The sequence below is a fragment of the Ralstonia pickettii genome, from assembly GCF_030582395.1.
Taxonomy (GTDB): domain Bacteria; phylum Pseudomonadota; class Gammaproteobacteria; order Burkholderiales; family Burkholderiaceae; genus Ralstonia; species Ralstonia pickettii_D.
Map to the genome: position 1 here is coordinate 1,885,779 of NZ_CP104381.1, position 19,726 is coordinate 1,905,504.

A 19,726-nucleotide genomic window follows, 5' to 3' on the forward strand; every position below is an offset into this window, starting at 1 on the left:
ATGGGCACCAAGGCCAACAAGTTCTTCCGCATCGCCACTGAAGGCGCCACCAGCGACGGCCGCGTCATTGATCGCAACACGCTCGTGCAGATGGCGAAGAACTACGATCCGAAGACGTACACCGCGCGCATCAACATGGAGCACATCCGCGGCTACTCGGCGGCCGGCCCCTTCAAGGCCTACGGCGATGTCGTTGCACTCAAGGCGGAAGAGCAAGACGGCAAGATGGGCCTGTACGCGCAGCTCGATCCCACCGATGAGCTGATCGCACTCACCAAGGCACGCCAAAAGATTTTTTCGTCGATGGAGGTGCAGCCGAGCTTCGCCGACACCAAAGAGGCCTACCTGGTCGGCCTGGCTGTGACGGACAACCCCGCAAGCCTCGGCTGTGAAGTCCTGCAGTTCAGCGCCACCGCCAAGGTCAACCCGCTGGCCGCGCGCAAGCAAGACCCCGACAACCTCTTCACTGAAGCCGTGGAAGTCGACTTCGACTTCACGCCCGAGCAGGCCAGCGCCACCGCAGGCCTGGCCGACAGCATCAAGCGCCTGTTCTCGCGCCAAGCCAAAGCCGAGACCGGCAACGACGCCCGCTTCTCCGACGTGCAGGACGCCGTGCAGATCATCGCCACGCAGGTGCAATCGCTGGGCGACCAGTTCACCGCAGGCCTCAAGACGATCAACGACCAAGTGGCGCAGCTCACGGCACAGGCCGACGAGCGCGACAAGGCCTTCAACTCGCTCAAACACGGGCTGGAAAACACACCGGCCTTCACCGCGCGCCCGCCTGCCACCGGCGGCGATGGCACCGCCGACATCAAGACCGACTGCTGATACCGCGAAAGCCGCACACCCCGACAACACCCGGAGCACCACATGCGTAACGATACCCGCCGCCTCTACGAAGCCTATGCAGCCGAAGTTGCAAAACTGAACGGCGTTGATCGCGTCGACACGAAGTTTTCAGTCGACCCGACGGTGCAGCAGCGCTTGGAAACGAAGATCCAGGAATCCAGCCAGTTCCTGTCCAAAGTGAACGTCTACGGCGTTGGCGAGTTGGAGGGAGAAAAGGTCGGCTTGGGCGTCTCTGGCCCGGTCGCCAGCACGACGGACACGACCAAGCGGGACCGCCAGACCGTCGACATCTCGACGCTGGACGCACGCCGCTACCGCTGCGAGCAGACTAACTCCGATACGCACATCACGTATCAAAAGCTGGACGTCTGGGCGAAGTTCAAAGACTTCCAGACGCGCATCCGCGACGCCATCATCAAGCGCCAGGCACTGGACCGCATGATGATCGGCTTCAACGGCATTCAACGCGCCGCCACTTCCAACATCGTCGCGAACCCGTTGCTTCAAGACGTGAACAAAGGCTGGCTGCAACAAATCCGCGAGCAGGCCCCGCAGCGAATCATGGCGCACGACGAGAAGCACACCGACAAGATCGTGGTCGGCGGCAGCGGCGCCGGATACGAAAACCTCGACGCGCTGGTGTTTGACCTGGTCGGCCAGCTCATTGAGCCGTGGTACGCCGAAGATCCCGAGCTGGTCGTCGTGTGCGGCCGGCAACTGCTGGCGGACAAGTACTTCCCCATCGTCAATACCAACCATCGGCCGACCGACATGATGGCGGCCGACATGATCATCAGCCAAAAGCGTATCGGCAACCTACCTGCCGTTCGGGTGCCCTACTTCCCGCCCAACGGCCTGCTGGTCACGCGCCTGGACAACCTGTCCATCTACTACCAGGAAGGCAGCCGCCGTCGCACCATCGTCGACAACGCCAAGCGCGACCGCATTGAAAACTATGAGTCGAGCAACGACGCCTATGTGGTCGAAGACCTCGGCTGCCTGGCGATGGCGGAGAACATCATGGTGGTGGAAGAAAAAACCAAGGTGGAGGAAAAGTGAGCAGCCCCGCCCGCAACCACTTCCTGCGGGTCTCCGCCGCCCTCGCGGCGCAGGCCCAGCAAGAAGCCAATCCGCTGCGCCACGCCACCGGCTACGAGCTGATGCTCGCGCAGCTCGCCGAGCACAAGCGCCAGCTCAAACAGGTGCAGTCCGTCGAGCGCAAGGCCGAAACCAAGCGCCGCATGCTCCCCGAGTACGCGGCGTGGGTGGAAGGCGTGCTGCAGGCCGACAACGGCACGCAAGACGACATCTTCATGACCGTGCTGGTCTGGCGCATCGACGTGGGCGACTTCGCCGGCGCCCTGCCCCTGGCCGGCTACGCCATTCGCCACAAGCTGGCGATGCCAGACCAGTACCAGCGCACCACCGCCTGCCTGATCGCAGAAGAGTTCGCAAACATGGTCCTCAAAGACCCGGCCGCCATCAAATCGGCCGACGTTGAAGCTCTGGTGGAAGTGGAAGCCCTCGTGCGCGACCAGGACATGCCCGATGAAGTCCGCGCCAAGCTGCATAAGGCGCTCGGCTACGTCATTGCAGAGATGGCGACCGGGCACGACCGGGACACCGCCAACGCCTGCCGCGAAGAAGCCCTCGCGCACCTGCGCCGCGCGCTGGAGCTGCACGACAAATCCGGCGTGAAAAAAGACATCGAGCGCATCGAGCGCGACATCAAGAACGCAGCCAAGCCCGGCGACGGGAAGAGCTGACACCGAGCGTGACCCCGCGCATCAGGCGGCACGGGGCAGTCTTCCGGCGTGCCGCGAAGCCTCGCCCCGTCCACCGCCTCCCAGCCTACTGAATCTATGTCTTCCTTCATCGCAGCCGCATCCGTGCCCGCGCAGGCACAACCCGGCGGGGAGCCGATCGGCAACGACGGCTTCTTCCCCGATATCAGCGTCGACCAGGCCTACGCCGCCATGCGCCTGGACGGCACCGTCACGCAGCAGCGCATGCGCGCCGCGTTGGTCGAGGCCGTCATTTCCGTCAATGACGAGCTGCAGGCCTGGAAGGTGGCGCAGGTCTCGTTTGGTCGCAACACGCTGGCCGACGTGCCGGCGCCCAAGATCGACGGCCGCAGCGCGCACCTCCACCGGTACGAGCGCGCCGTCCACTGCCTGGCCGCCGCCTGGCTCATCGAGCGCTACCGCACCATCGACGCCACCGCCGCCGGCGACCGCAAGTCCGAAGCCGAAAACCTCGGCGTTGAAGACCTGCGCCGCGACGCCCGCTGGGCCATCAACGACATCCAGGGCGTCGCCCGCACCACCGTCGAGCTCATCTGATGCGCGTACGGGCCATTCAGGGCGACACCGTCGACGCCATCTGCCACCGCGTCTACGGCCGCACCGCAGGCGTCACAGAAGCCGTCCTGGCCGCCAACCCGGGCATTGCCGACCTTGGCCCCGTGCTGCCGCACGGTACCGAGCTGGTCATGCCCGACATCTCCCCGCAGCCGGCCATGCAAATGGTCCAGCTCTGGGACTGACCTCCAAGGAACCCAATGGCTGAACCCATCTCCACCGGCTCGACCGCCACCCTCGCCGTCACGGGCGTGGGCGCGCTGTCCCTGCTGCCAGGCGTCGACCCCGGCACCGTGCTGGGCGCCTTCGCTGGCGCCGCCGTGTTCGTGCTCAACAGCGGCGAGCTGGGCACCATCAAAAAGCTCGGCTTCCTGGCCGCGTCCATCGTCGCCGGCCTGCTGTCCGCGCCACTGGCCGCCGCGCTCATCGCCAAGGCCCTGCCCACCAACACCGAAGTCAGCCACGCCGTGGGCGCCCTGGTCGCCTCCACCGTCGTGGTCAAGCTGCTCCTGGCGCTCATCCGCCTGGCAGACAACAGCGACCGCCTGTTCACCGCGCTCAAGGGCGGTGCAGACAAGGGGGGCAAACAACCATGAAAACGCTCTTCATCGTGCAGGCCGCGTTGTGCGCGCTCATCGCGCTGCGGCTGCTGCTGTTCAAGCGCAGCGGCGCCACGCACCGACCGTGGGCATCCCGCCTGGCGTACGGCCTGGTCGTGCTGGCAGGCGCCGTCACCATCGGCGTGCTCTTCGGCCGGTATGACTGGGCGCTCGCCGCACAGAACGGCATCACCGCCGTGCTGTGTGTCGCCGTCTACGCCGTGCGCGGCAACGTGGTCGAGCTGTTCCGCATGGGCGGCGCGCGGCAGTGCTGGTTTGTTCGTCTTCTGCGGAGGTCAGCATGACCGTCCTGCGTGAAGGCATGGTCGGCGCCGCAGTGCTGGAGCTGCAGCGCCTGCTCATCGCCAACGGCTTCAATGCCCCCGATTCGTGCGTGTACTGCGCGGACACCACGGCTGCCGTGCGCGCGGCACAGATCCGTTTCGGCCTGGTCGTCGACGGCATTGCTGGCCCCAAGACCCTGGCCGCCCTGCAGTCCGGTGCGCGCAACGTCCGACACCTGACCGCCGCAGACCTGCAGACGGCTGCCGAAGCGCTCAACGTGCCCTTGGCTGCCATCCGCGCCGTCAATGAAGTGGAAAGCCTCGGCAGGGGCTTCCTGTCCGACGGCCGGCCGGTCATCCTGTTCGAGCGGCACATCATGCACCGCCAGCTCCAACGCGCCGGCAAAGATGCCGACGCCCTCGCACGCCAGTTCCCCAACCTGGTCAACCCCAAGCGCGGCGGCTACGTCGGCAACGCCGGCGAGCACATGCGCCTCGCGCGTGCCGTCCAGATCGATGAAGACTGCGCCCTCGCGTCGGCAAGCTGGGGCGCCTTCCAGGTCATGGGCTTTCACTGGAAGCTGCTCGACTATCCGAGCGTGCAGCACTTCGTGGCCGCCATGCGCACCAGCGAAGCCGCACAGCTCGATGCGTTTGTGCGCTTTGTGAAGGCCGACCCCACGATGCTGAAGGCGCTGCGCGCCGGCAAGTGGGCCACCTTCGCCCAGCTCTACAACGGCCCTGCGTACAAAGCCAACCTGTACGACGTCAAGCTCGCCCGCGCCTTTGACCGCTACCAGGCCGAAGACGAGGTCGCGGCATGAAGCGCGCTGCCGTCATCGTCGCGCTGCTGGCCAGCGTCGCCAGCCTCGCCTGGTGGGCCACCGCCCGCTACCACGCCGCAGTCCAGCGCGCCGACCAGGCAGAGACCACCGCCGCCAGCCTGCGCAAGCAGCTCGACAACGCGCAGCGCGCCACCGTGACCGTCACGCAATACGTCGACCGCGAGCGCGTCATCCGCGTCAAAGGCGACACCATCATCAAGGAAGTCCCTCGCTATGTCCCCGCTCAAGCTGACGCTGCCTGCGTTGTCCCTCGCGGCTTTGTGCGCCTGCACGACGCAGCAGCCGCCGGCACCGTGCCAAATCCAGATACCGGAAATGCTGATGCGGCCCCCTCGGGCGTTGCGCTCTCTACCGTCGCCGGCACCGTCGCAGCCAACTACACCGTCTGCCACGTCGACGCCGCGCGACTGAGCAGCCTGCAGCAGACGCTACGCGATCAGGGCGTGACCATCATTGGGGAGCCCACCGCGCCATGATGAAAGCCAACAGCCTGCGCGAGGCCTTAACCGCCGCCGTGCCCTATCTGGCCGCGTACCCTGATGCGTTGCATGTCTTTGTCGATGAGGGGAACGTGGTCGCCACCGGCGCGCGGTCGCTCGGCTTCGAATACCGGTACACGCTTACCCTGATCGTGACCGACTACCCGGACAGCTCCGACACCGTCGTCGTGCCCGTCCTGGCCTGGCTGCGCACCAATCAGCCCGACGCCTTCACCAACCCCGACAGGCGGGAAGACGCCTTCAAGTTCGAGGCCGAAATCCTGAACCACACCACCGTCGATATCTCCATCAAGCTGAAGCTGACCGAGCGCGTGACAGTAAAGGTGGACGGCAAGGGTTACCAGGTGGAGCACCACCCGGAGCCGATCAACGAAGACGATGACCCCGCCACGTGGAGGGCTGCGTGAGCAACCTGCACGAGCTGGACGCCTACCTGGTCGGCCTGCTGGGGAAATTGGAAGCACCGCAGCGCCGGGCTCTGGCCCGCGCCATTGCGGTGGAGCTGCGCCGCCGGCAGTCGGCCCGCATCGCCGCGCAGCGCAACCCGGATGGCACCGCCTACGAGCCGCGCAAGCCGCAGTTGCGGCACAAGCGCGGCGGCATCCGGCGTTCGATGTTCACGCGGCTGCGGATGGCGAAGTACATGCGCATCGAGGCGAGTCCACACGCAGCCGTCATTTCGTTCGCCGGCAAAGTGCGGCGTATTGCGTCGGTGCATCACTTTGGCCTACGCGATCGCGTGAACAAGAACGGTTTGAAAGCACAGTACCCCGCGCGCGCTCTGCTCGGCATCGAAGAACAGGACGTCGAGCAAATCACCGACTTAGTGTTGCTTCACCTGACGACATGAATCGCGATCAGACTCTTTCGAGTCCTTGAGCGATGACAGCGCCTAGAACGAAGCTCATCAGCACGATCGCCGAGCTGTAAGCGATGACCCATAGGCGCCCTTTCCTCGCCTTCATTAACACCCCGCCCATCTGGATTGAATTCATCACGCCGTATAGCAACGCTCCTGCCAGGATCGCCGCGCCAAGCGTGAATCCCAACCAGGGAACCATCTTGTCGTAGTTCGCCCCCTTTTTTATCAAGTACCCGGCGAGAATGCAGAGACCACCGACAGTGAAGTAGTTTTTCAGGTGGTCACTTAGGAACTTGAAATCTGCGGCGGGTACGGCCAGGAACCGTTGCATCGGGGTCGGAGGCTTGGGCTGGTGGGGGTTATCCGCTCGGGAAACCTTTGACGTACCCCGTGGTTTTCGCAACCGGGTACGTTTCGGCTTCGAGCTCTTGCTGGTCTTAATTTGCATAGCGGTTCAAAAGATTTGTTGCTCAGGTTGAGATTGCTCCATCTTTAAACGGCAGTCTGACGAGACCCTTGATCGTCACGCTCTTGTTGTACAACGCGAAGCCACAACATCGATGCCGTGACCCCCACGCGCGCGCACGGCACTCTGCAGGCATGGACCTCGCAGAACTCGCCCGCCTCATCGAAAACCTGATCCGCATCGGCACCGTGGCCGAAGTGCGCCACGGCAACCCGCCTGCCGTACGCGTGCGCACCGGCGGCATCACCACCACCTGGCGCCCGTGGTGCGAACGCCGCGCCGGCGGCACGCGCACCTGGAACCCGCCCACCAAGGGCGAACAGGTCGTGCTGCTCTGCCCCAGCGGCGACCCATCCAACGGCATCATCCTGTGCGCCATCCCATCGGACGCCAATGACGTGCCGAGCCATTCGCCCAACGAGACGGTGACGCTGTACCCGGACGGCGCCCTCACCAAGTACGACCACGCCGCAGGCCTGCTGACCGTCCAGGGCGTCAAAACCGTCTTCCTGGAAGCCGCCACCAGCGTGCTGGTGAAGTGCCCCGACACCACCTTCGACGGCTCGGTCACGGTCAAAGGCCTGCTGTCCTTCATGAACGGCATTGCCGGCCAGGGCGGCAACAACGGCAACGTCATCACCGGCGACCTGACGCACCAAGACGGCAAGCTGTCGTCGAACGGCGTCGTGCTCGACACGCACAGGCACGGCGGCGTCCAGCACGGCGGCAGCGACACGGACGGCCCGAAATGAGCGGCATGAACAGCACCACCGGTCGCGCCGTCAGCGACGTGGCCCACATCCTCCAATCCGTGCGCGACATCCTCACAACGCCCATCGGCTCGCGCCTGATGCGCCGCGATTACGGCTCGCTGATCCCTGAGCTGATCGACCAGCCCGCGAACCCGGCCACCCGCCTGCGCCTCATGTCGGCATCGGTCTCGGCCCTCGTCCGCTGGGAGCCGCGCATCCGCATCGCCTCCGTTCGCTTCTCGGTCGGCGCTGATGGCAGCGCCGCGCTCGACATCGAGGCAGACCGCGTCGACGGCCCGCGCGGCGAAGCGCTTGGCACGTTGAGCGTGCCTCTGCGGAGCGTGTGAGCATGGCCAGTCTGATTGACCTGTCGCAACTGCCACCGCCCGACGTGGTGGAAAGCCTGGATTTCGAGAGGCTGTTTGCCCAGCGCAAGGCGCGGCTCATCGAGCTGCACCCGCCCGAACAGCGAGAAGCCATTGCGGCCGTGCTGCAACTCGAATCCGAGCCCTTGACCAAGGCCCTGCAGGAAAACGCCTACCGCGAGCTCGTACTGCGTCAGCGCATCAACGAGGCAGCGCAGGCGGTGATGCTGGCCTACGCCAAGGGCAACGACCTGGAACACATCGCCGCCCTCTTCCAACTGCAGCGCCTGGTCGTCAAGCCGGCCGACCCAGACACAGGCACCCCGGCCGTCATGGAAGACGACGCCGACCTGCGCATGCGCGTCCAGCTCGCGCCGCAGTCGCTCTCCGTGGCAGGGCCGGAAGGCGCCTACCGCTCGCACGCGCTCAACTCAGATGGCCGCGTGCTCGACGCCTCCGCCACCAGTCCGCGCCCGTGCGAAGTGCTTGTCACCGTGCTTTCGCGCGAAGGCGACGGCAGCGCGCCACCGGACCTCCTCGACCGTGTGGCCGCCAGCCTGCGCGCAGACGACGTGCGCCCGCTCACCGACTTGGTCACCGTGCGCGGCGCCGGGATCCTGCGCTACCAGGTCGACGCCACCATCTACACCTTCCCCGGCCCCGATTCGGGCGTCGTGCTGCAGCTCGCGCTCAAACGCCTGGCCGCCTACGTCGAGGCCTGCCATCGCCTCGGCCGGGAAGTGACCATCTCCGGCGTCTATGCCGCGTTGCACGTGGAAGGCGTGGAGCGCGTCGAGCTGCGGTCGCCCACCGCCAACATCACCGCCGATGCCACACAGGCGCCGTATTGCACGGCGGCCGACATCAAGCATGGGGGCATCCGTGGCTAACCTGCTGCCGCCCAATGCCACCGAGCTGGAGCGCCGGCTGGCGGATACCAACAGCGCCATCAGCGATCTGCCTGTCCCGCTGCGCACCCTGATCGACCCGGACGCGATCCCCGCTCACCTGCTGCCCTGGCTCGCGTGGCATCTCGGCATCGACACGTGGAAGGACTACTGGCCCGAGCAGATCAAGCGCGCCCGCGTGAAGGCCGCCATCCCCATCGCGCGTAAGAAGGGCACCGCAGCCGCCGTGCGCGCCGTGGTCGCATCCTTCGGCGCCAACATCGCCCTGCGTGAGTGGTGGCAGAAGGATCCCCCGGGACCGCCGGGCACCTTCGACCTGGTCATGACCGTCAGCGGGCGCGACGGCAACCCGCCGACCGCGGAATTCATCGGCGACATCGTTGCCGAGATCGACCGCACCAAGCCCGTACGCGCGCACTACACCTTCACCCAAGGCTTCAACCAGGCCGGCGGCATCGGCATCGCTGCCGCCATCCGCCCCGCGCTCTTCATCCGCCTTTCACTTTCGGACGTTTGACATGGCTGGAACCACCATCAACATCACTAGCGCCGGCCGCGCCGCCCTGGTCAACGCAGACCACACCGGCGCCGCTGCCCGCAAGATCGTCCAGGCCGGCATCGCCACCGCGCCGTTCGCGTTCGACACAGGCCTGCAGGCGCTGCCAAACGAGCACAAGCGGCTCACTACCATCGCTGGCGAGACCATCGCCGCAGACACGGTCCACGCCACAATTCAAGACGACAGCGCCGACCAGTACACGACCTACGGCTTCGGTCTGTACCTGGACAACGGCGTCCTCTTGGGCACCTACTGCCAGCCCACGCCCATCATGGAAAAATCGCCCGTGGCCATCCTCCTGATGGCGGTCGACATGGTGTTCAAGCAGCTGGACGTCACCGCCCTGTCGTTCGGCGACGCCACCTTTACCAACCCGCCCGCATCAACAGAACGGCAGGGGGTTGTTGAACTGGCGACGCAGGCCGAAGTGGATGCGGGATCGGACCCAGTCCGTGTGATGACGGCCAAGACGGCTGCGGCGCGTTACGCGGCCTTGTCCGGTGCAACGTTCTCCGGCCCGATTCGAGCACCCGAGCTGGAAGTCGATGGCGAGTTGGCCCTCTCGGGGCGCTCAGGCGCAACTCTCACCACCGCCCATGTCGACGGCTTGTCCATCGAGGCCTACGACAAGGCCAATGCCGCAAACAAGAGGGCAATCCTGTTGGCGCCTTCGGGTGGCCGCGTGCTGATCGGAAAGAGCCAAAGCGATGACGACGACTCGGCGCTTCTGCAGGTCGCTGGCATTGCCACTGCTGCGACTCCACCTGCTGGCGACAACTCCACCAGAGTGGCAACCACGGAGTGGGTTCTGTCGGTGGTTTCAAGGGCCACCGTGGGCCAGATCATTTTCGAGCCACGTGTATCTGCCCGCGCTGGATGCCTCAAGCTGAACGGCGCTCTGCTCATGCGCGCCGACTATCCAGCCCTGTGGGCCTACGCCAAGGCAAGCGGTGCGCTGGTTACCGAGGCCCAGTGGAACGCGGGCAGTTTCGGTTGCTTCTCTTCGGGCGACGGTGCAACAACGTTCCGCATTCCAGAGTTGCGCGGCGAACATATCCGCTGCTGGGACGATGGTCGAGGTGTTGATCTGGGCCGCACCATAGGCTCCTGGCAAGACAGTCAGAACCGAAGCCATGATCACACCGCTTCGTCTGGCGCAGCTGGTGACCACGTACACCCCGCTTGGACGGACGTACAAGGCTGGCACGGCCACCATGGCGCGACCGCCGGGGCTGGGTCTCACGCACACGGCATCACACATGCAACCACGTTCGCGGGCACGGGTTCGCCGGTAGGGGCCTGGGTTCCGGGAACTGGCTACAACCATGCGACCGACCCGGTAGGTGACCACGCACACGTGTTTGACACCGACGGAGCAGGCAATCACGGCCACAACATCGGCATGCACGGCCCCGGAAATCACACCCACGCAATCACAGTCAATGCGGCCGGCGGCCCCGAGGTGCGGGTGCGCACCGTCGCAATGCTCGCCATGATCCGCGCGTTCTAAATTCTCCGGAGACCATTATGTTGATTCACCAGTACGACAACCTCACCGGCCAGTATCTCTCCAGCCGCCTGGCCGATGAGGACCCCCGCCATGCCGGCCGCTGGATCATGCCGGCGTTCTCTACCTCCGACCCATTGCCGGAGCGCAGAACGTTGACCTGGCCCTTCTACCGTGACGGCGCATGGACGCTTCTGCCGGACTGGCGCGGGCGCGTGCTGTATCGCCGCGACACCGGCGAGCCTGCCGAAATTCTCATTGCAGGTGTATCGCCAGAAGAGAGTGGGCTGACAACAACCCCTCGGCCTTCCGACAAACACGTGTGGGGTGACAGCGGGTGGGTGGTCGACTCAGCCGCGATTGAGGCAGAAAAACGCGATGCCGCAATGGCAGAGTTTGAGCGACGCATGGCGCTGGCGCGGTCGCACAACGTTGGCAAGGCCGATGCACTCGCAGCGGGCTTGCTGACGGACGAAGAGGTCTACTACTTCAAGGCCTGGTCGAGCTATCAAATGCAGTTGATACAGGTACTGGAGAATCCGACCTTTCCCGATGACGTCGTATGGCCTGCGGAGCCGGAACCTTTTGTGCCGCCTGATGTGCAGCCCCGCCCTGCACCATAGCCCGCTGGTCATTGCCTTTGTTGTAGGGCTCCCTCCCACAACACCCAGCGCGCGACACGCTCGCGCGCGCGCCGCATCCTACCGGGACGATTCAACGTCGGCCCATCCCGGAGGAATGCATGCCCACCGACTACCACCACGGCGTCCGTGTCATCGAGATCAACGAAGGCACACGCCCCATCCGCACCATTGAAACCGCCGTCGTCGGCGTGGTGTGCACGGCCAACGATGCGGATGCGAACGCCTTCCCGCTCGATACGCCCGTGCTGCTCACTGACGTGCAAGGCGGCATCGGCAAGGCCGGCGACAAGGGCACGCTCGCGCGCACGCTGCAGGCCATTGCCGACCAGACCAGCCCGTTGACTGTCGTTGTGCGTGTGGCTGAAGCCAAGGCCGAAGGCGAGACCACCAGCAACCTGATCGGCACCACCAACGACCAAGGCCGCTACACCGGCATGAAAGCGCTGCTCGCCGCGCGCAACCGCTTCGGCATCACTCCTCGCATCCTCGCCGCGCCCGGGCTCGACTCGCTGCCCGTCGCCTCAGAGCTGGCCAGCATCTCGCAAAAGCTGCGCGCCTTCTCTTACGTCAATGCTGCGGGCTGCATCACCAAGGAAGACGTCGTCGCCTACCGGCAGAACTTTGGCGCGCGTGAACTCATGGTTCTCTGGCCGGATTTCGTCGGCTGGGACAGCGCCGCCAACGATGAGCACACCCTATGGGCAACCGCCCGCGCTGTAGGCCTGCGCGCCAAGATCGACAACGAGGTCGGGTGGCACAAGACGCTGTCCAACGTGCCAGTCAATGGGGTCACGGGCCTCTCGCGCGACGTGTACTGGGACCTGCAGAACCCCGCCACCGACGCCGGCTACCTGAACTCGCACGACGTCACCACGCTCGTCCACCAGAACGGCTTCCGCTTCTGGGGCTCGCGCACCTGCAGCGCCGACAAGCTCTTCGCGTTCGAGAACTACACCCGCACCGCGCAGGTGCTGGCCGACACGATGGCCGAGGCGCACATGTGGGCCAATGACCTGCCCATGACCCCGTCTTTGGTGCGCGACATCCTGGCCGGCGTCAACGCCAAGCTGCGCAGCCTGGTGCGTAACGGCTACCTGCTCGGCGGCGAAGCGTGGTTCGACCCGGCGGCAAATGGGAAAGAAAGCCTCAAGAGCGGTCAACTGGCCATCGACTACGACTACACGCCCGTCCCGCCCCTGGAAGACCTCACCTTCCGCCAGCGCATCACAGACCGCTACCTCATGCAGTTCGCCGACGCCGTCAAGGCGGCCTGAGCGGCGCACCACACTGACAAGGAACCACGATGGCACTCCCCCGCATCCTCAAACACTTCAACGTCTTCGCAGACGGCATCTCGCACGCCGGCGAGGTGGAAGAAATTACCCTGCCCAAGCTGACCCGCAAGCTGGAGGAATACCGCGCCGGCGGCATGAACGGCCCGATCGACATCGACCTCGGCAATGAAAAGCTGGAGTTGGAAACCACCTACGGCGGCCTGATGCGCGACATCCTCAAGCAGTACGGCACCACCACTGTGGACGGCGCCCTGGTGCGCTTCGCTGGCGCCTACCAGGCAGAAGACACCGGCGGCGTTGATGCCGTCGAAATCACCGTGCGCGGCCGCCACACCGAAGTTGACTTTGGCAACGCCAAGGCCGGCGGCAAAGAGCCCTTCAAGGTCAAGTCGTCGCTCTCGTACTACAAGCTCTCCGTCAACGGCGAAGAGTGGATCGAAATCGACCACGTCAACTTCATCGAGCGCGTGTTCGGCGTCGACCGCCTGGCCGAGCAGCGCAAGGCCATCGGCCTGTGATCCCGCACCTGCCACACAACGCGGCACTCTCCACCCTCTGAACCTTCAACACCATGGAACAACTCACCACCAACATCACCCTCGACACCCCCATCAAGCGCGGCGATCAGGTCATCAGCGTACTGACCCTGCGCAAGCCTGGCAGCGGCGAGCTGCGCGGCGTCAGCCTCATGGACCTCATGCGCATGGACGTAACCGCCCTGCATACCGTGCTGCCGCGCATCACCGCGCCCACGCTCACCACCGCAGACGTGAGCAAGCTCGACCTGGCCGACCTGGTCAAGATCGCCACCGAAGTGACAGGTTTTTTGCTCTCGAAGCAGGACCGGGAAGAAGCCTTCCTGACCGAGTCGAAAACGCCGCCGCAGACGTTGCAGTGATTTTTGGCTTCCGCCTGGAGGAGCTGTACGCGATGAGCATTACCGAGCTGATGGAGTGGCGCGAGCGCGCCCGTGAGCGCAGCGAGGCGCGCGAATGAGCGACGCCCGCCGGCTGCGCCTGGAGGTTGTGCTGCAGGCCGTGGACAAGGCCACGCGGCCAGTCCAGAGGCTGCTCGATGCCAACAAGGACCTCGCCCGCGCTGTGAAGCAGGGGCGGGACCAGCTCACGGCGCTCAACCGAGAGCAAAAGCGCCTAGATAGCTTCCGCGAGCTCAAGAGCGGTATCAAGGACAGCGGCATTGAAATGCGCAATGCCACTGCAAAGGCGGAAGCACTGTGCAAGCAGCTCGATGCCGTCCAAGGCGGCGCCACCCGCAAGAAGGCCATCGACGATCAGATCAAGAGCCTGCGGGCTGTGGAAGCGCAGTTGGACAAGGCCACCATCGCCATGAACAAACGCTCGCGGCTGGCGGGAAAGACCGCCTATGTCGACGCCGAGCGCGACGCTTTCCTGAAGCTCCAGGAAGAGACAGCCCGCACGCTCCGGCAGATCAATCGGCTCAAAGCAGAACAGAAGGCTCTGGCCGCACAGACGCCTGTCAACACAGAGCAGGTCAGAAAACTCAGCCGGCAATACAAGGACGCCCAAAGCGCAGCCGACAAGCTGACGCAGGCCCACAGGAACAAGCTGACCACGTTCCGCCAGATGCGAAGCGAGCTGCTTGAGGCAGGTATCCGAACCAAGGAATTCAGCCGCCACGAAGCCGAGCTGAAAACCCGGATTGACGCCACCAAGCAGGCACTGCGCGAGAAAGAGGCAGCGCTCACCCGCCTTGCCGAAAAAGAGCGCCACATGGCAGCCGTACAAGCGCAGTACCAAAAGGGCATGGCATCACGCAACGCCATGCTTGGCACGGGCGTTTCACTCATGGGAGCCGGCACCGTTACGCTCGCGCCGGTCGCCAAAACCGTGAAGGATTACGTCGCGTTTGAGAACGCCATGCTGGGCATCGCTCGGCAGGTAGACGGCGCGCGCGATGCGGGCGGCAAGCTCACCCCTGTCTATTACGACATGGCCCGACAGATCAAGCAGCTGGGCGCAGAACTGCCGATACCTGTAACGCAGATCGCCGAAATGGTCACCGCCGGCGCGCGCATGGAAGTCCCGCGTCAGGAGCTGATCGACTACACCCGCACCGTCGCCATGATGGCCACGGCGTTTGATGCGGTGCCCGACGAGATCGCCGAAAGCATGGGCAAGGTCGCCAAGAACTTCCGAATCCCCACCAACGCCATCATGGGGCTGGCGGATTCCATCAACTACCTGGACGACAACGCCATCAGCAAGGGCAACGACATCATCGACGTGCTCAACCGCACGTCTGGCGTGGTTTCCACCGTTGCCATGTCTGCGCGGGATGCTGCCGCTCTCGGCTCTACGCTGCTCACGCTGGGCGAGCGCGCGGAGACTGCGGGCACTGCCATTAACGCCATCGTCCAGAAATTCGCCGCTGCCGACAAAGGCACAAACAAGTTTCGGTCGGCGCTCGAAGAGATCGGCCTGAGTTCCGCACAGGTCCAGCGCGGCATGGCAACCGATGCCACCGGCACACTGTTTCGTGTAATTGAAGCCGTAAAACGCCTGCCAGAAGAAAAGCGTATCGGTGTCATGGTGGAGCTGGTTGGCCTGGAGCACTCCGACACCCTGGCCAAACTGGTCGACAAGCCCGACGAGCTGCAGCGCCAGATCGGGCTGGCCAACGGTAGCCAGGCGCAAGGCTCCATGTCGCGCGAGTTCTCTGCCCGGCAAGACACCATCTCTGCGCATTGGCAGCGCCTGCAGAACCGCATCTTCAATACGAGCAGTGAAAGCGGCGGCGGGCTGCGCACCACCATCATGGAATTGATCGACAGCGCTGATCGCCTGCTGCAGCGCTTTGACACGTTCGCAAAGAACAATCCTGACCTGGTGTCGGGGCTTCTGAAGGCCGCAGCGGCGGCGGGCATCCTGCTGCTAGCTGCGGGTGGCCTCACGCTCTCCATGGCAGCCATGCACGGGCCTCTCGTCATTGCCCGTTACGCTTTTCAGATACTCGGCACGCGCATAGGCGGTCTTGCGCGGGGGTTCAACCTGGTGATGAGGGTTTTTGGCGGCGTTGGCAAGGTCCTGCTCTGGATCGGCCGCCTGGCACTCGCCAACCCGCTCCTGGCGGTCATCGCCATCATCGCCGCCGGCGCCCTGTACATCTGGCAGAACTGGGAAACCATCGGCCCAAAGCTCGCCGCCCTCTGGCAAGGCATCAAAGACGCCTTCGGCCGCGCGTGGGACTGGATTAAAGAAAAGGCCAGCGGCATTGCCGACTGGTTCACGTCCACTAAAGACAAGCTGCTCGACGCCGGCCGCGCCATAGTCGACGGCTTGCTATCTGGCATGTCCGAGCGCTGGGCCGCGCTCAAACAGAAGGTGGGCGAGTTGGCCGACGGGGTGGCAACGTGGTTCAAGGAAAAGCTCGGCATCCACAGCCCCAGCCGCGTTTTTGCCACGCTGGGCGGCTTCACTATGGCCGGCCTGACCCAAGGCCTGGAAGACGGCCAGGACGCACCGCTGAAGGCTGTGCAGACCCTGGCTACCAAGCTCACCGGCATCGGCGCCGGCATCGCCATTGGCAGCACGGCAGCGGTGGCCGCACCCATTTCTTTTGACACCCGCCCCGCGCTCACCACCAGCGCGGTGGCCGCCGCGCCGGCAGCGGCTGCCGCTCAAATCACCATCCACATCCACCCGCCCGCCGGCGCAGACCCGCAGGCCATCGCTCGCCTGGTGCGCGACGAGCTGCGCCAGATCGAAAACCAGCGAGCCGCCCGCCAGCGCTCGCGCCTTGCAGACAGGGACTGACCATGATGATGGCCCTGGGCCTGTTCGTGTTCAGCCTGGACACGGCGCCCTACTCCGAATTCCAACGCCAGGTCGGCTGGCGCCACCCGGGCAACAACCGCGTCGGCCGCCGGCCGTCGCACCAGTTCATCGGGCCGGACGAGGAAACCATCACCCTATCCGGCAAGCTGTTCCCCGAGCTGACCGGCGGCGAATGGTCCCTCGCCGCCCTGGAGCAGATGGCCGACAGCGGCGACGCCTACACCCTCATCGAGGGCACCGGCCACTACTACGGCCAGTACGTCATCAACAACCTGGATACCACCCGTACCTACTTCTTCCAGGACGGCGCCGCCCGCGCATGCGACTTCACCCTCAAGTTGACCCGCGTGGATGACGGCCTGCTCTCCAAGGTGGCCAGCGTCGCCACGGGGCTGCTGCAATGAGCGACAACACCGCTGCTGACCTGTCACCGCGCCCGGCCTACCGCATCAAGGTGGGCGACAAAGACATCACCGGCCGCTTCCAGGGCCGGCTCATCGAGCTGACGCTGACCGACAACAGCGGCTTCGAGGCAGACCAACTTGACATCGAGCTGGACGACAGCGACGGCAAGCTCGACCTGCCCGAGAAAGGGGTACGCCTGTCGCTCTCGCTCGGCTGGGAAGGCGCCGGCCTGGTCGACAAAGGCACCTACAAGGTCGACGAGCTGGAGCACACCGGCCCGCCGGATCGGCTTATCATCCGCGCCCGCAGCGCCGACATGGACGGCGGCCTCACCACCAGACGCGAAGACTCCTACGCCGGCAAGACCGTGGCTGAAGTCGTCCAGGCCATCGCCCTGCGCAACAAGTTCACTTGGCTGGTGGGCAAGAAGCTGGCCGGCCAGGTCATCGCCCACGTCGACCAGACCGGCGAGTCAGATGCCAACTTCCTCTCGCGCCTGGCGAAAGAGTTCGACGCCATCGCCACCGTCAAGAACGGCACGCTGCTTTTCATCCCCGCCGGCGAGCCGACCAGCGGGTCCGGCCTGCCGCTGCCCACCGTCAACATCACCCGCGCAACGGGTGATACGCACACGTTCAGCGTTGCCGATCGGGAGAACTACAACGGTGTGAAAGCGCACTACCAGGACACGCGCGCCGGCGTGCGCGGCGAGGTTGTCATCGATGCTTCCAACGCCGTCGCTACGAAAGAGAAGCGGACCGGCAAGGGGAAACAGAAGAAGCAGGAGACGGTGCAGGCCAACCCGAACCCCGACAACGTGAAGGTGCTGCGGCACACGTACGCGTCACGGTCCAACGCAGAGCGCGCTGCGCGGGCCGAGTGGCAGAAGATTCAGCGCGGCGTGGCGACGTTCAATATCACGCTGGCGCGTGGGCGGGCGGAGCTGTTTCCCTCGCTGCATGCCAAGGTGAGCGGGTGGAAGCCGCAGATTGATGGGACGGGGTGGTCGGTTGGTCGTGTCGTTCACAGCTTGAGCGACAGTGGCTTCACCACCGCGCTGGAGCTGGAGATTGTGCCAACGCGGCTGGAAGAAGTTGGTACGGGTGGCACAGTGCTTGCGAAAGGTTAGAAGCTCACCCCGACCTCATCAGTACGCATGGCCTCGAAAACCATTGAGGCGAGCGGCCTCCTACCTACTCACATACCCCGGCCTCTAACCACCTTGGTGCCCGCCGGAGGCTGGCGGTTGCAGCAACCCTGCCTGCACGAGGGAAAACTTTGAGCGATATGCATTTGGCGCTCCGTCCAACACGTTTGCCTTAATGAAGGCTGCGTCCACACCGATCTCGTGCAACAGCAACGCGTGATAGAGACACGCTAGCGCCTCTGACTTTCGGACGAGATCGACCGTGAATTCCCCGTACTCGCCATCCTCCCGCTGGCCTCCAAAATGCGATATGTCGTTCCGGCGATCCGCGCAAGACTTGCAAAATGCGTGCAGCCGCTTACGTTCGAGGCCAAGGGGCAACACTGAAAGCACGTCGACCAAGCGCTCCTGCAATGATGGTTCGCCAGCATGCCGCAACCTGCCAGCAAGCCACTCTTTGTCTTTGCCTTCGCTAACTTGGTCAAGAATCCGCTGGATCTTCGCATCCAACTTGGACTCCTTTACCTTGCCTTTGCTCTTGCGACGGTGCAAAGATTCAAGTCCCCATATCAAGTTTACGAAGCGGTGCTCGACATACATCTTCATGCCGCGTCGGATACCCATGTAGAGATAAAAACCAGGCCCGAATTGCTCCCGTTTTCGGCGCAGCGTATTGACGATGGAACCAAAGTTGCTCTTCACCTGCGGGTAAGTTACCCAACAATCAGTCCAACTCGGCGGTGTGGTCGACCTATCCAACCCTTCGTAATAGTAGATGTACCTTGTCTTCCCAATCTTCAGTCGAGGCCACTCCAGCGAAAACGCTGTGCCGGTAAGCAAGATGAACAGCTCCTGCAGCCGCGCATACTCGTCTCGCATCTCTAGGAGAGCGCGAGCACGATTGGGCTTGAACTGAAGGCTGACGCTCTCCGTCAGTTCGAGTTTGTCCATCCGATGCACAAACCTTCCAGGTATGGGCCCCATGATGTCGTAGCGCATCGTTAAGGTACCGTCGTCCAACTGGTAGACGTCCGCCTTTGGCAGCTGGTGTTTGGCGGAAATCCGATGCCTATACCGCTTAACTTCGATATTACCAAGGCGCAACCACTCTTCAAGGCCAGTCAGTTCGACGTCAAGCGTGCTGAATTTGAGCGCACGATCTGCACGTGGAAACGACCGATCGGTTACCAGGCAATGTGAGGCTGCAAAGCCCTCGTGGGAGATACCGTTGGAGCTGAATCTCCCGCCATGCGACCGCAGACCGAGTAGCAAAACGTTCCGGCCACTCGCCTTGAGCTTTCCTTGAATACCCTTCTCCCAGGGATACTCCTCTCCCCTCGCAGAAAGGACAGACATGGGACCAGCTTCGCTCGTTGCGAAATAGCCATCCAATTCGAGGTAAGCGGCGCCATGCTCTTCAATGGTGAGTGTGCCGACGACGCAACTGTCCGGGGCAAAATGATTTGGCGGCACCGGAGTATCGTGCCACCAGAACACCCCCCGCTCTTCGAGTATTTTTTGACTCATCCATATCCCCAAATGCCGCCCGGAAGATTGACGG

At 64.2% G+C, this 19,726-nt stretch carries 26 protein-coding genes; 24 read left to right on the top strand and 2 right to left on the bottom strand.

What is annotated here, in order from left to right; translation table 11 throughout:
* The 11 genes from N5B55_RS09025 to N5B55_RS09075 all read left to right on the top strand — a co-directional run bounded on the left by N5B55_RS09025 (nt 1) and on the right by N5B55_RS09075 (nt 6,290).
* Complete coding sequence (locus tag N5B55_RS09025; protein ID WP_304539778.1) at nt 1-831, top strand: GPO family capsid scaffolding protein; 831 nt, start codon at nt 1-3, stop codon at nt 829-831.
* A gap of 42 nt (nt 832-873) precedes the next feature.
* On the top strand, nt 874-1,911 hold the full coding sequence (locus tag N5B55_RS09030; RefSeq protein WP_304537951.1) for a phage major capsid protein, P2 family: 1,038 nt from the start codon (nt 874-876) through the stop codon (nt 1,909-1,911).
* A complete protein-coding gene (locus tag N5B55_RS09035) occupies nt 1,908-2,618 on the top strand; it encodes a terminase endonuclease subunit (RefSeq protein WP_304537952.1) in 711 nt (236 codons plus the stop codon). Before N5B55_RS09030 ends, N5B55_RS09035 begins: the two co-directional genes overlap by 4 nt.
* 96 nt (nt 2,619-2,714) lie before the next feature.
* Nucleotides 2,715-3,194, top strand: a complete 480-nt coding sequence (locus tag N5B55_RS09040; protein ID WP_304537953.1) for a head completion/stabilization protein — start codon at nt 2,715-2,717, stop codon at nt 3,192-3,194.
* Nucleotides 3,194-3,397 (top strand): tail protein X, encoded by a 204-nt coding sequence (locus N5B55_RS09045; RefSeq protein WP_027681354.1) that lies wholly within the window; start codon nt 3,194-3,196, stop codon nt 3,395-3,397. The genes N5B55_RS09040 and N5B55_RS09045 overlap by 1 nt, the downstream gene beginning before the upstream one ends.
* 15 nt (nt 3,398-3,412) lie before the next feature.
* A complete protein-coding gene (locus N5B55_RS09050; protein ID WP_304537954.1) occupies nt 3,413-3,808 on the top strand; it encodes a phage holin family protein in 396 nt (131 codons plus the stop codon).
* Entirely contained in the window at nt 3,805-4,116 is a 312-nt protein-coding gene (locus N5B55_RS09055; RefSeq protein ID WP_304537955.1) for a phage holin family protein, read from the top strand. Before N5B55_RS09050 ends, N5B55_RS09055 begins: the two co-directional genes overlap by 4 nt.
* Nucleotides 4,113-4,919: an N-acetylmuramidase family protein gene (locus tag N5B55_RS09060; protein ID WP_304537956.1), complete on the top strand. Its 807-nt coding sequence runs from the start codon at nt 4,113-4,115 to the stop codon at nt 4,917-4,919. The genes N5B55_RS09055 and N5B55_RS09060 overlap by 4 nt, the downstream gene beginning before the upstream one ends.
* Nucleotides 4,916-5,416 (top strand): hypothetical protein, encoded by a 501-nt coding sequence (locus tag N5B55_RS09065; RefSeq protein ID WP_304537957.1) that lies wholly within the window; start codon nt 4,916-4,918, stop codon nt 5,414-5,416. The genes N5B55_RS09060 and N5B55_RS09065 overlap by 4 nt, the downstream gene beginning before the upstream one ends.
* A complete protein-coding gene (locus N5B55_RS09070; protein ID WP_304537958.1) occupies nt 5,413-5,847 on the top strand; it encodes a phage tail protein in 435 nt (144 codons plus the stop codon). Before N5B55_RS09065 ends, N5B55_RS09070 begins: the two co-directional genes overlap by 4 nt.
* Nucleotides 5,844-6,290, top strand: coding sequence for a phage virion morphogenesis protein (locus tag N5B55_RS09075; RefSeq protein WP_304537959.1), 447 nt, complete (start codon nt 5,844-5,846; stop codon nt 6,288-6,290). Before N5B55_RS09070 ends, N5B55_RS09075 begins: the two co-directional genes overlap by 4 nt.
* A gap of 7 nt (nt 6,291-6,297) precedes the next feature.
* On the opposite strand, the gene N5B55_RS09080 is transcribed toward N5B55_RS09075, so the two are convergent.
* Nucleotides 6,298-6,633: a hypothetical protein gene (locus N5B55_RS09080; protein ID WP_304537960.1), complete on the bottom strand. Its 336-nt coding sequence runs from the start codon at nt 6,631-6,633 to the stop codon at nt 6,298-6,300.
* A gap of 269 nt (nt 6,634-6,902) precedes the next feature.
* Between N5B55_RS09080 and N5B55_RS09085 the strand changes: the two genes are divergently transcribed.
* The 13 genes from N5B55_RS09085 (at nt 6,903) to N5B55_RS09145 (ending at nt 18,147) form a co-directional block, all read left to right on the top strand.
* A complete protein-coding gene (locus N5B55_RS09085; RefSeq protein ID WP_304537961.1) occupies nt 6,903-7,520 on the top strand; it encodes a phage baseplate assembly protein V in 618 nt (205 codons plus the stop codon).
* Nucleotides 7,517-7,867: a GPW/gp25 family protein gene (locus tag N5B55_RS09090; RefSeq protein ID WP_304537962.1), complete on the top strand. Its 351-nt coding sequence runs from the start codon at nt 7,517-7,519 to the stop codon at nt 7,865-7,867. Before N5B55_RS09085 ends, N5B55_RS09090 begins: the two co-directional genes overlap by 4 nt.
* Before the next feature lie 2 nt (nt 7,868-7,869).
* Nucleotides 7,870-8,775: a baseplate J/gp47 family protein gene (locus tag N5B55_RS09095; RefSeq protein ID WP_304537963.1), complete on the top strand. Its 906-nt coding sequence runs from the start codon at nt 7,870-7,872 to the stop codon at nt 8,773-8,775.
* A complete protein-coding gene (locus tag N5B55_RS09100) occupies nt 8,756-9,310 on the top strand; it encodes a phage tail protein I (RefSeq protein WP_304537964.1) in 555 nt (184 codons plus the stop codon). The genes N5B55_RS09095 and N5B55_RS09100 overlap by 20 nt, the downstream gene beginning before the upstream one ends.
* Before the next feature lies 1 nt (nt 9,311).
* Nucleotides 9,312-10,862: a phage tail protein gene (locus N5B55_RS09105; RefSeq protein WP_304537965.1), complete on the top strand. Its 1,551-nt coding sequence runs from the start codon at nt 9,312-9,314 to the stop codon at nt 10,860-10,862.
* A 17-nt stretch (nt 10,863-10,879) separates the two neighbouring features.
* On the top strand, nt 10,880-11,482 hold the full coding sequence (locus N5B55_RS09110; RefSeq protein ID WP_304537966.1) for a tail fiber assembly protein: 603 nt from the start codon (nt 10,880-10,882) through the stop codon (nt 11,480-11,482).
* A gap of 119 nt (nt 11,483-11,601) precedes the next feature.
* Nucleotides 11,602-12,777, top strand: a complete 1,176-nt coding sequence (locus N5B55_RS09115) for a phage tail sheath protein (RefSeq protein WP_304537967.1) — start codon at nt 11,602-11,604, stop codon at nt 12,775-12,777.
* Nucleotides 12,778-12,806: 29 nt separating this feature from the next.
* Complete coding sequence (locus N5B55_RS09120; protein WP_178960319.1) at nt 12,807-13,316, top strand: phage major tail tube protein; 510 nt, start codon at nt 12,807-12,809, stop codon at nt 13,314-13,316.
* Between the two features lie 53 nt (nt 13,317-13,369).
* Complete coding sequence (locus N5B55_RS09125) at nt 13,370-13,696, top strand: phage tail assembly protein (protein ID WP_154207047.1); 327 nt, start codon at nt 13,370-13,372, stop codon at nt 13,694-13,696.
* Nucleotides 13,693-13,794 carry a GpE family phage tail protein gene (locus tag N5B55_RS09130; RefSeq protein WP_065855593.1) on the top strand — a complete coding sequence of 34 codons (102 nt, stop codon included), beginning with the start codon at nt 13,693-13,695 and terminating at the stop codon, nt 13,792-13,794. Before N5B55_RS09125 ends, N5B55_RS09130 begins: the two co-directional genes overlap by 4 nt.
* Nucleotides 13,791-16,592 carry a phage tail tape measure protein gene (locus tag N5B55_RS09135; protein ID WP_304537968.1) on the top strand — a complete coding sequence of 934 codons (2,802 nt, stop codon included), beginning with the start codon at nt 13,791-13,793 and terminating at the stop codon, nt 16,590-16,592. Before N5B55_RS09130 ends, N5B55_RS09135 begins: the two co-directional genes overlap by 4 nt.
* Nucleotides 16,593-16,594: 2 nt before the next feature.
* Nucleotides 16,595-17,017, top strand: a complete 423-nt coding sequence (locus N5B55_RS09140) for a phage tail protein (RefSeq protein WP_304537969.1) — start codon at nt 16,595-16,597, stop codon at nt 17,015-17,017.
* Nucleotides 17,014-18,147, top strand: a complete 1,134-nt coding sequence (locus N5B55_RS09145; RefSeq protein WP_304537970.1) for a phage late control D family protein — start codon at nt 17,014-17,016, stop codon at nt 18,145-18,147. Before N5B55_RS09140 ends, N5B55_RS09145 begins: the two co-directional genes overlap by 4 nt.
* A gap of 84 nt (nt 18,148-18,231) precedes the next feature.
* Here N5B55_RS09145 and N5B55_RS09150 read toward each other — a convergent pair whose 3' ends face one another.
* Nucleotides 18,232-19,692 carry a HEPN domain-containing protein gene (locus N5B55_RS09150; RefSeq protein WP_304537971.1) on the bottom strand — a complete coding sequence of 487 codons (1,461 nt, stop codon included), beginning with the start codon at nt 19,690-19,692 and terminating at the stop codon, nt 18,232-18,234.
* Nucleotides 19,693-19,726: the final 34 nt, after the last annotated feature.

Coding starts and splice junctions, on each gene's coding strand:
- N5B55_RS09040 (WP_304537953.1), top strand. CDS start 2,715: ATGTCTTCCTTCATCGCAGCCGCATCCGTGCCCGCGCAGGCACAACCC.
- N5B55_RS09125 (WP_154207047.1), top strand. CDS start 13,370: ATGGAACAACTCACCACCAACATCACCCTCGACACCCCCATCAAGCGC.
- N5B55_RS09100 (WP_304537964.1), top strand. CDS start 8,756: ATGGGGGCATCCGTGGCTAACCTGCTGCCGCCCAATGCCACCGAGCTG.
- N5B55_RS09030 (WP_304537951.1), top strand. CDS start 874: ATGCGTAACGATACCCGCCGCCTCTACGAAGCCTATGCAGCCGAAGTT.
- N5B55_RS09055 (WP_304537955.1), top strand. CDS start 3,805: ATGAAAACGCTCTTCATCGTGCAGGCCGCGTTGTGCGCGCTCATCGCG.
- N5B55_RS09150 (WP_304537971.1), bottom strand. CDS start 19,692: ATGAGTCAAAAAATACTCGAAGAGCGGGGGGTGTTCTGGTGGCACGAT.
- N5B55_RS09070 (WP_304537958.1), top strand. CDS start 5,413: ATGATGAAAGCCAACAGCCTGCGCGAGGCCTTAACCGCCGCCGTGCCC.
- N5B55_RS09090 (WP_304537962.1), top strand. CDS start 7,517: ATGAGCGGCATGAACAGCACCACCGGTCGCGCCGTCAGCGACGTGGCC.
- N5B55_RS09135 (WP_304537968.1), top strand. CDS start 13,791: ATGAGCGACGCCCGCCGGCTGCGCCTGGAGGTTGTGCTGCAGGCCGTG.
- N5B55_RS09105 (WP_304537965.1), top strand. CDS start 9,312: ATGGCTGGAACCACCATCAACATCACTAGCGCCGGCCGCGCCGCCCTG.
- N5B55_RS09080 (WP_304537960.1), bottom strand. CDS start 6,633: ATGCAACGGTTCCTGGCCGTACCCGCCGCAGATTTCAAGTTCCTAAGT.
- N5B55_RS09060 (WP_304537956.1), top strand. CDS start 4,113: ATGACCGTCCTGCGTGAAGGCATGGTCGGCGCCGCAGTGCTGGAGCTG.
- N5B55_RS09050 (WP_304537954.1), top strand. CDS start 3,413: ATGGCTGAACCCATCTCCACCGGCTCGACCGCCACCCTCGCCGTCACG.
- N5B55_RS09120 (WP_178960319.1), top strand. CDS start 12,807: ATGGCACTCCCCCGCATCCTCAAACACTTCAACGTCTTCGCAGACGGC.
- N5B55_RS09095 (WP_304537963.1), top strand. CDS start 7,870: ATGGCCAGTCTGATTGACCTGTCGCAACTGCCACCGCCCGACGTGGTG.
- N5B55_RS09115 (WP_304537967.1), top strand. CDS start 11,602: ATGCCCACCGACTACCACCACGGCGTCCGTGTCATCGAGATCAACGAA.
- N5B55_RS09110 (WP_304537966.1), top strand. CDS start 10,880: ATGTTGATTCACCAGTACGACAACCTCACCGGCCAGTATCTCTCCAGC.
- N5B55_RS09065 (WP_304537957.1), top strand. CDS start 4,916: ATGAAGCGCGCTGCCGTCATCGTCGCGCTGCTGGCCAGCGTCGCCAGC.
- N5B55_RS09025 (WP_304539778.1), top strand. CDS start 1: ATGGGCACCAAGGCCAACAAGTTCTTCCGCATCGCCACTGAAGGCGCC.
- N5B55_RS09140 (WP_304537969.1), top strand. CDS start 16,595: ATGATGATGGCCCTGGGCCTGTTCGTGTTCAGCCTGGACACGGCGCCC.
- N5B55_RS09145 (WP_304537970.1), top strand. CDS start 17,014: ATGAGCGACAACACCGCTGCTGACCTGTCACCGCGCCCGGCCTACCGC.
- N5B55_RS09045 (WP_027681354.1), top strand. CDS start 3,194: ATGCGCGTACGGGCCATTCAGGGCGACACCGTCGACGCCATCTGCCAC.
- N5B55_RS09085 (WP_304537961.1), top strand. CDS start 6,903: ATGGACCTCGCAGAACTCGCCCGCCTCATCGAAAACCTGATCCGCATC.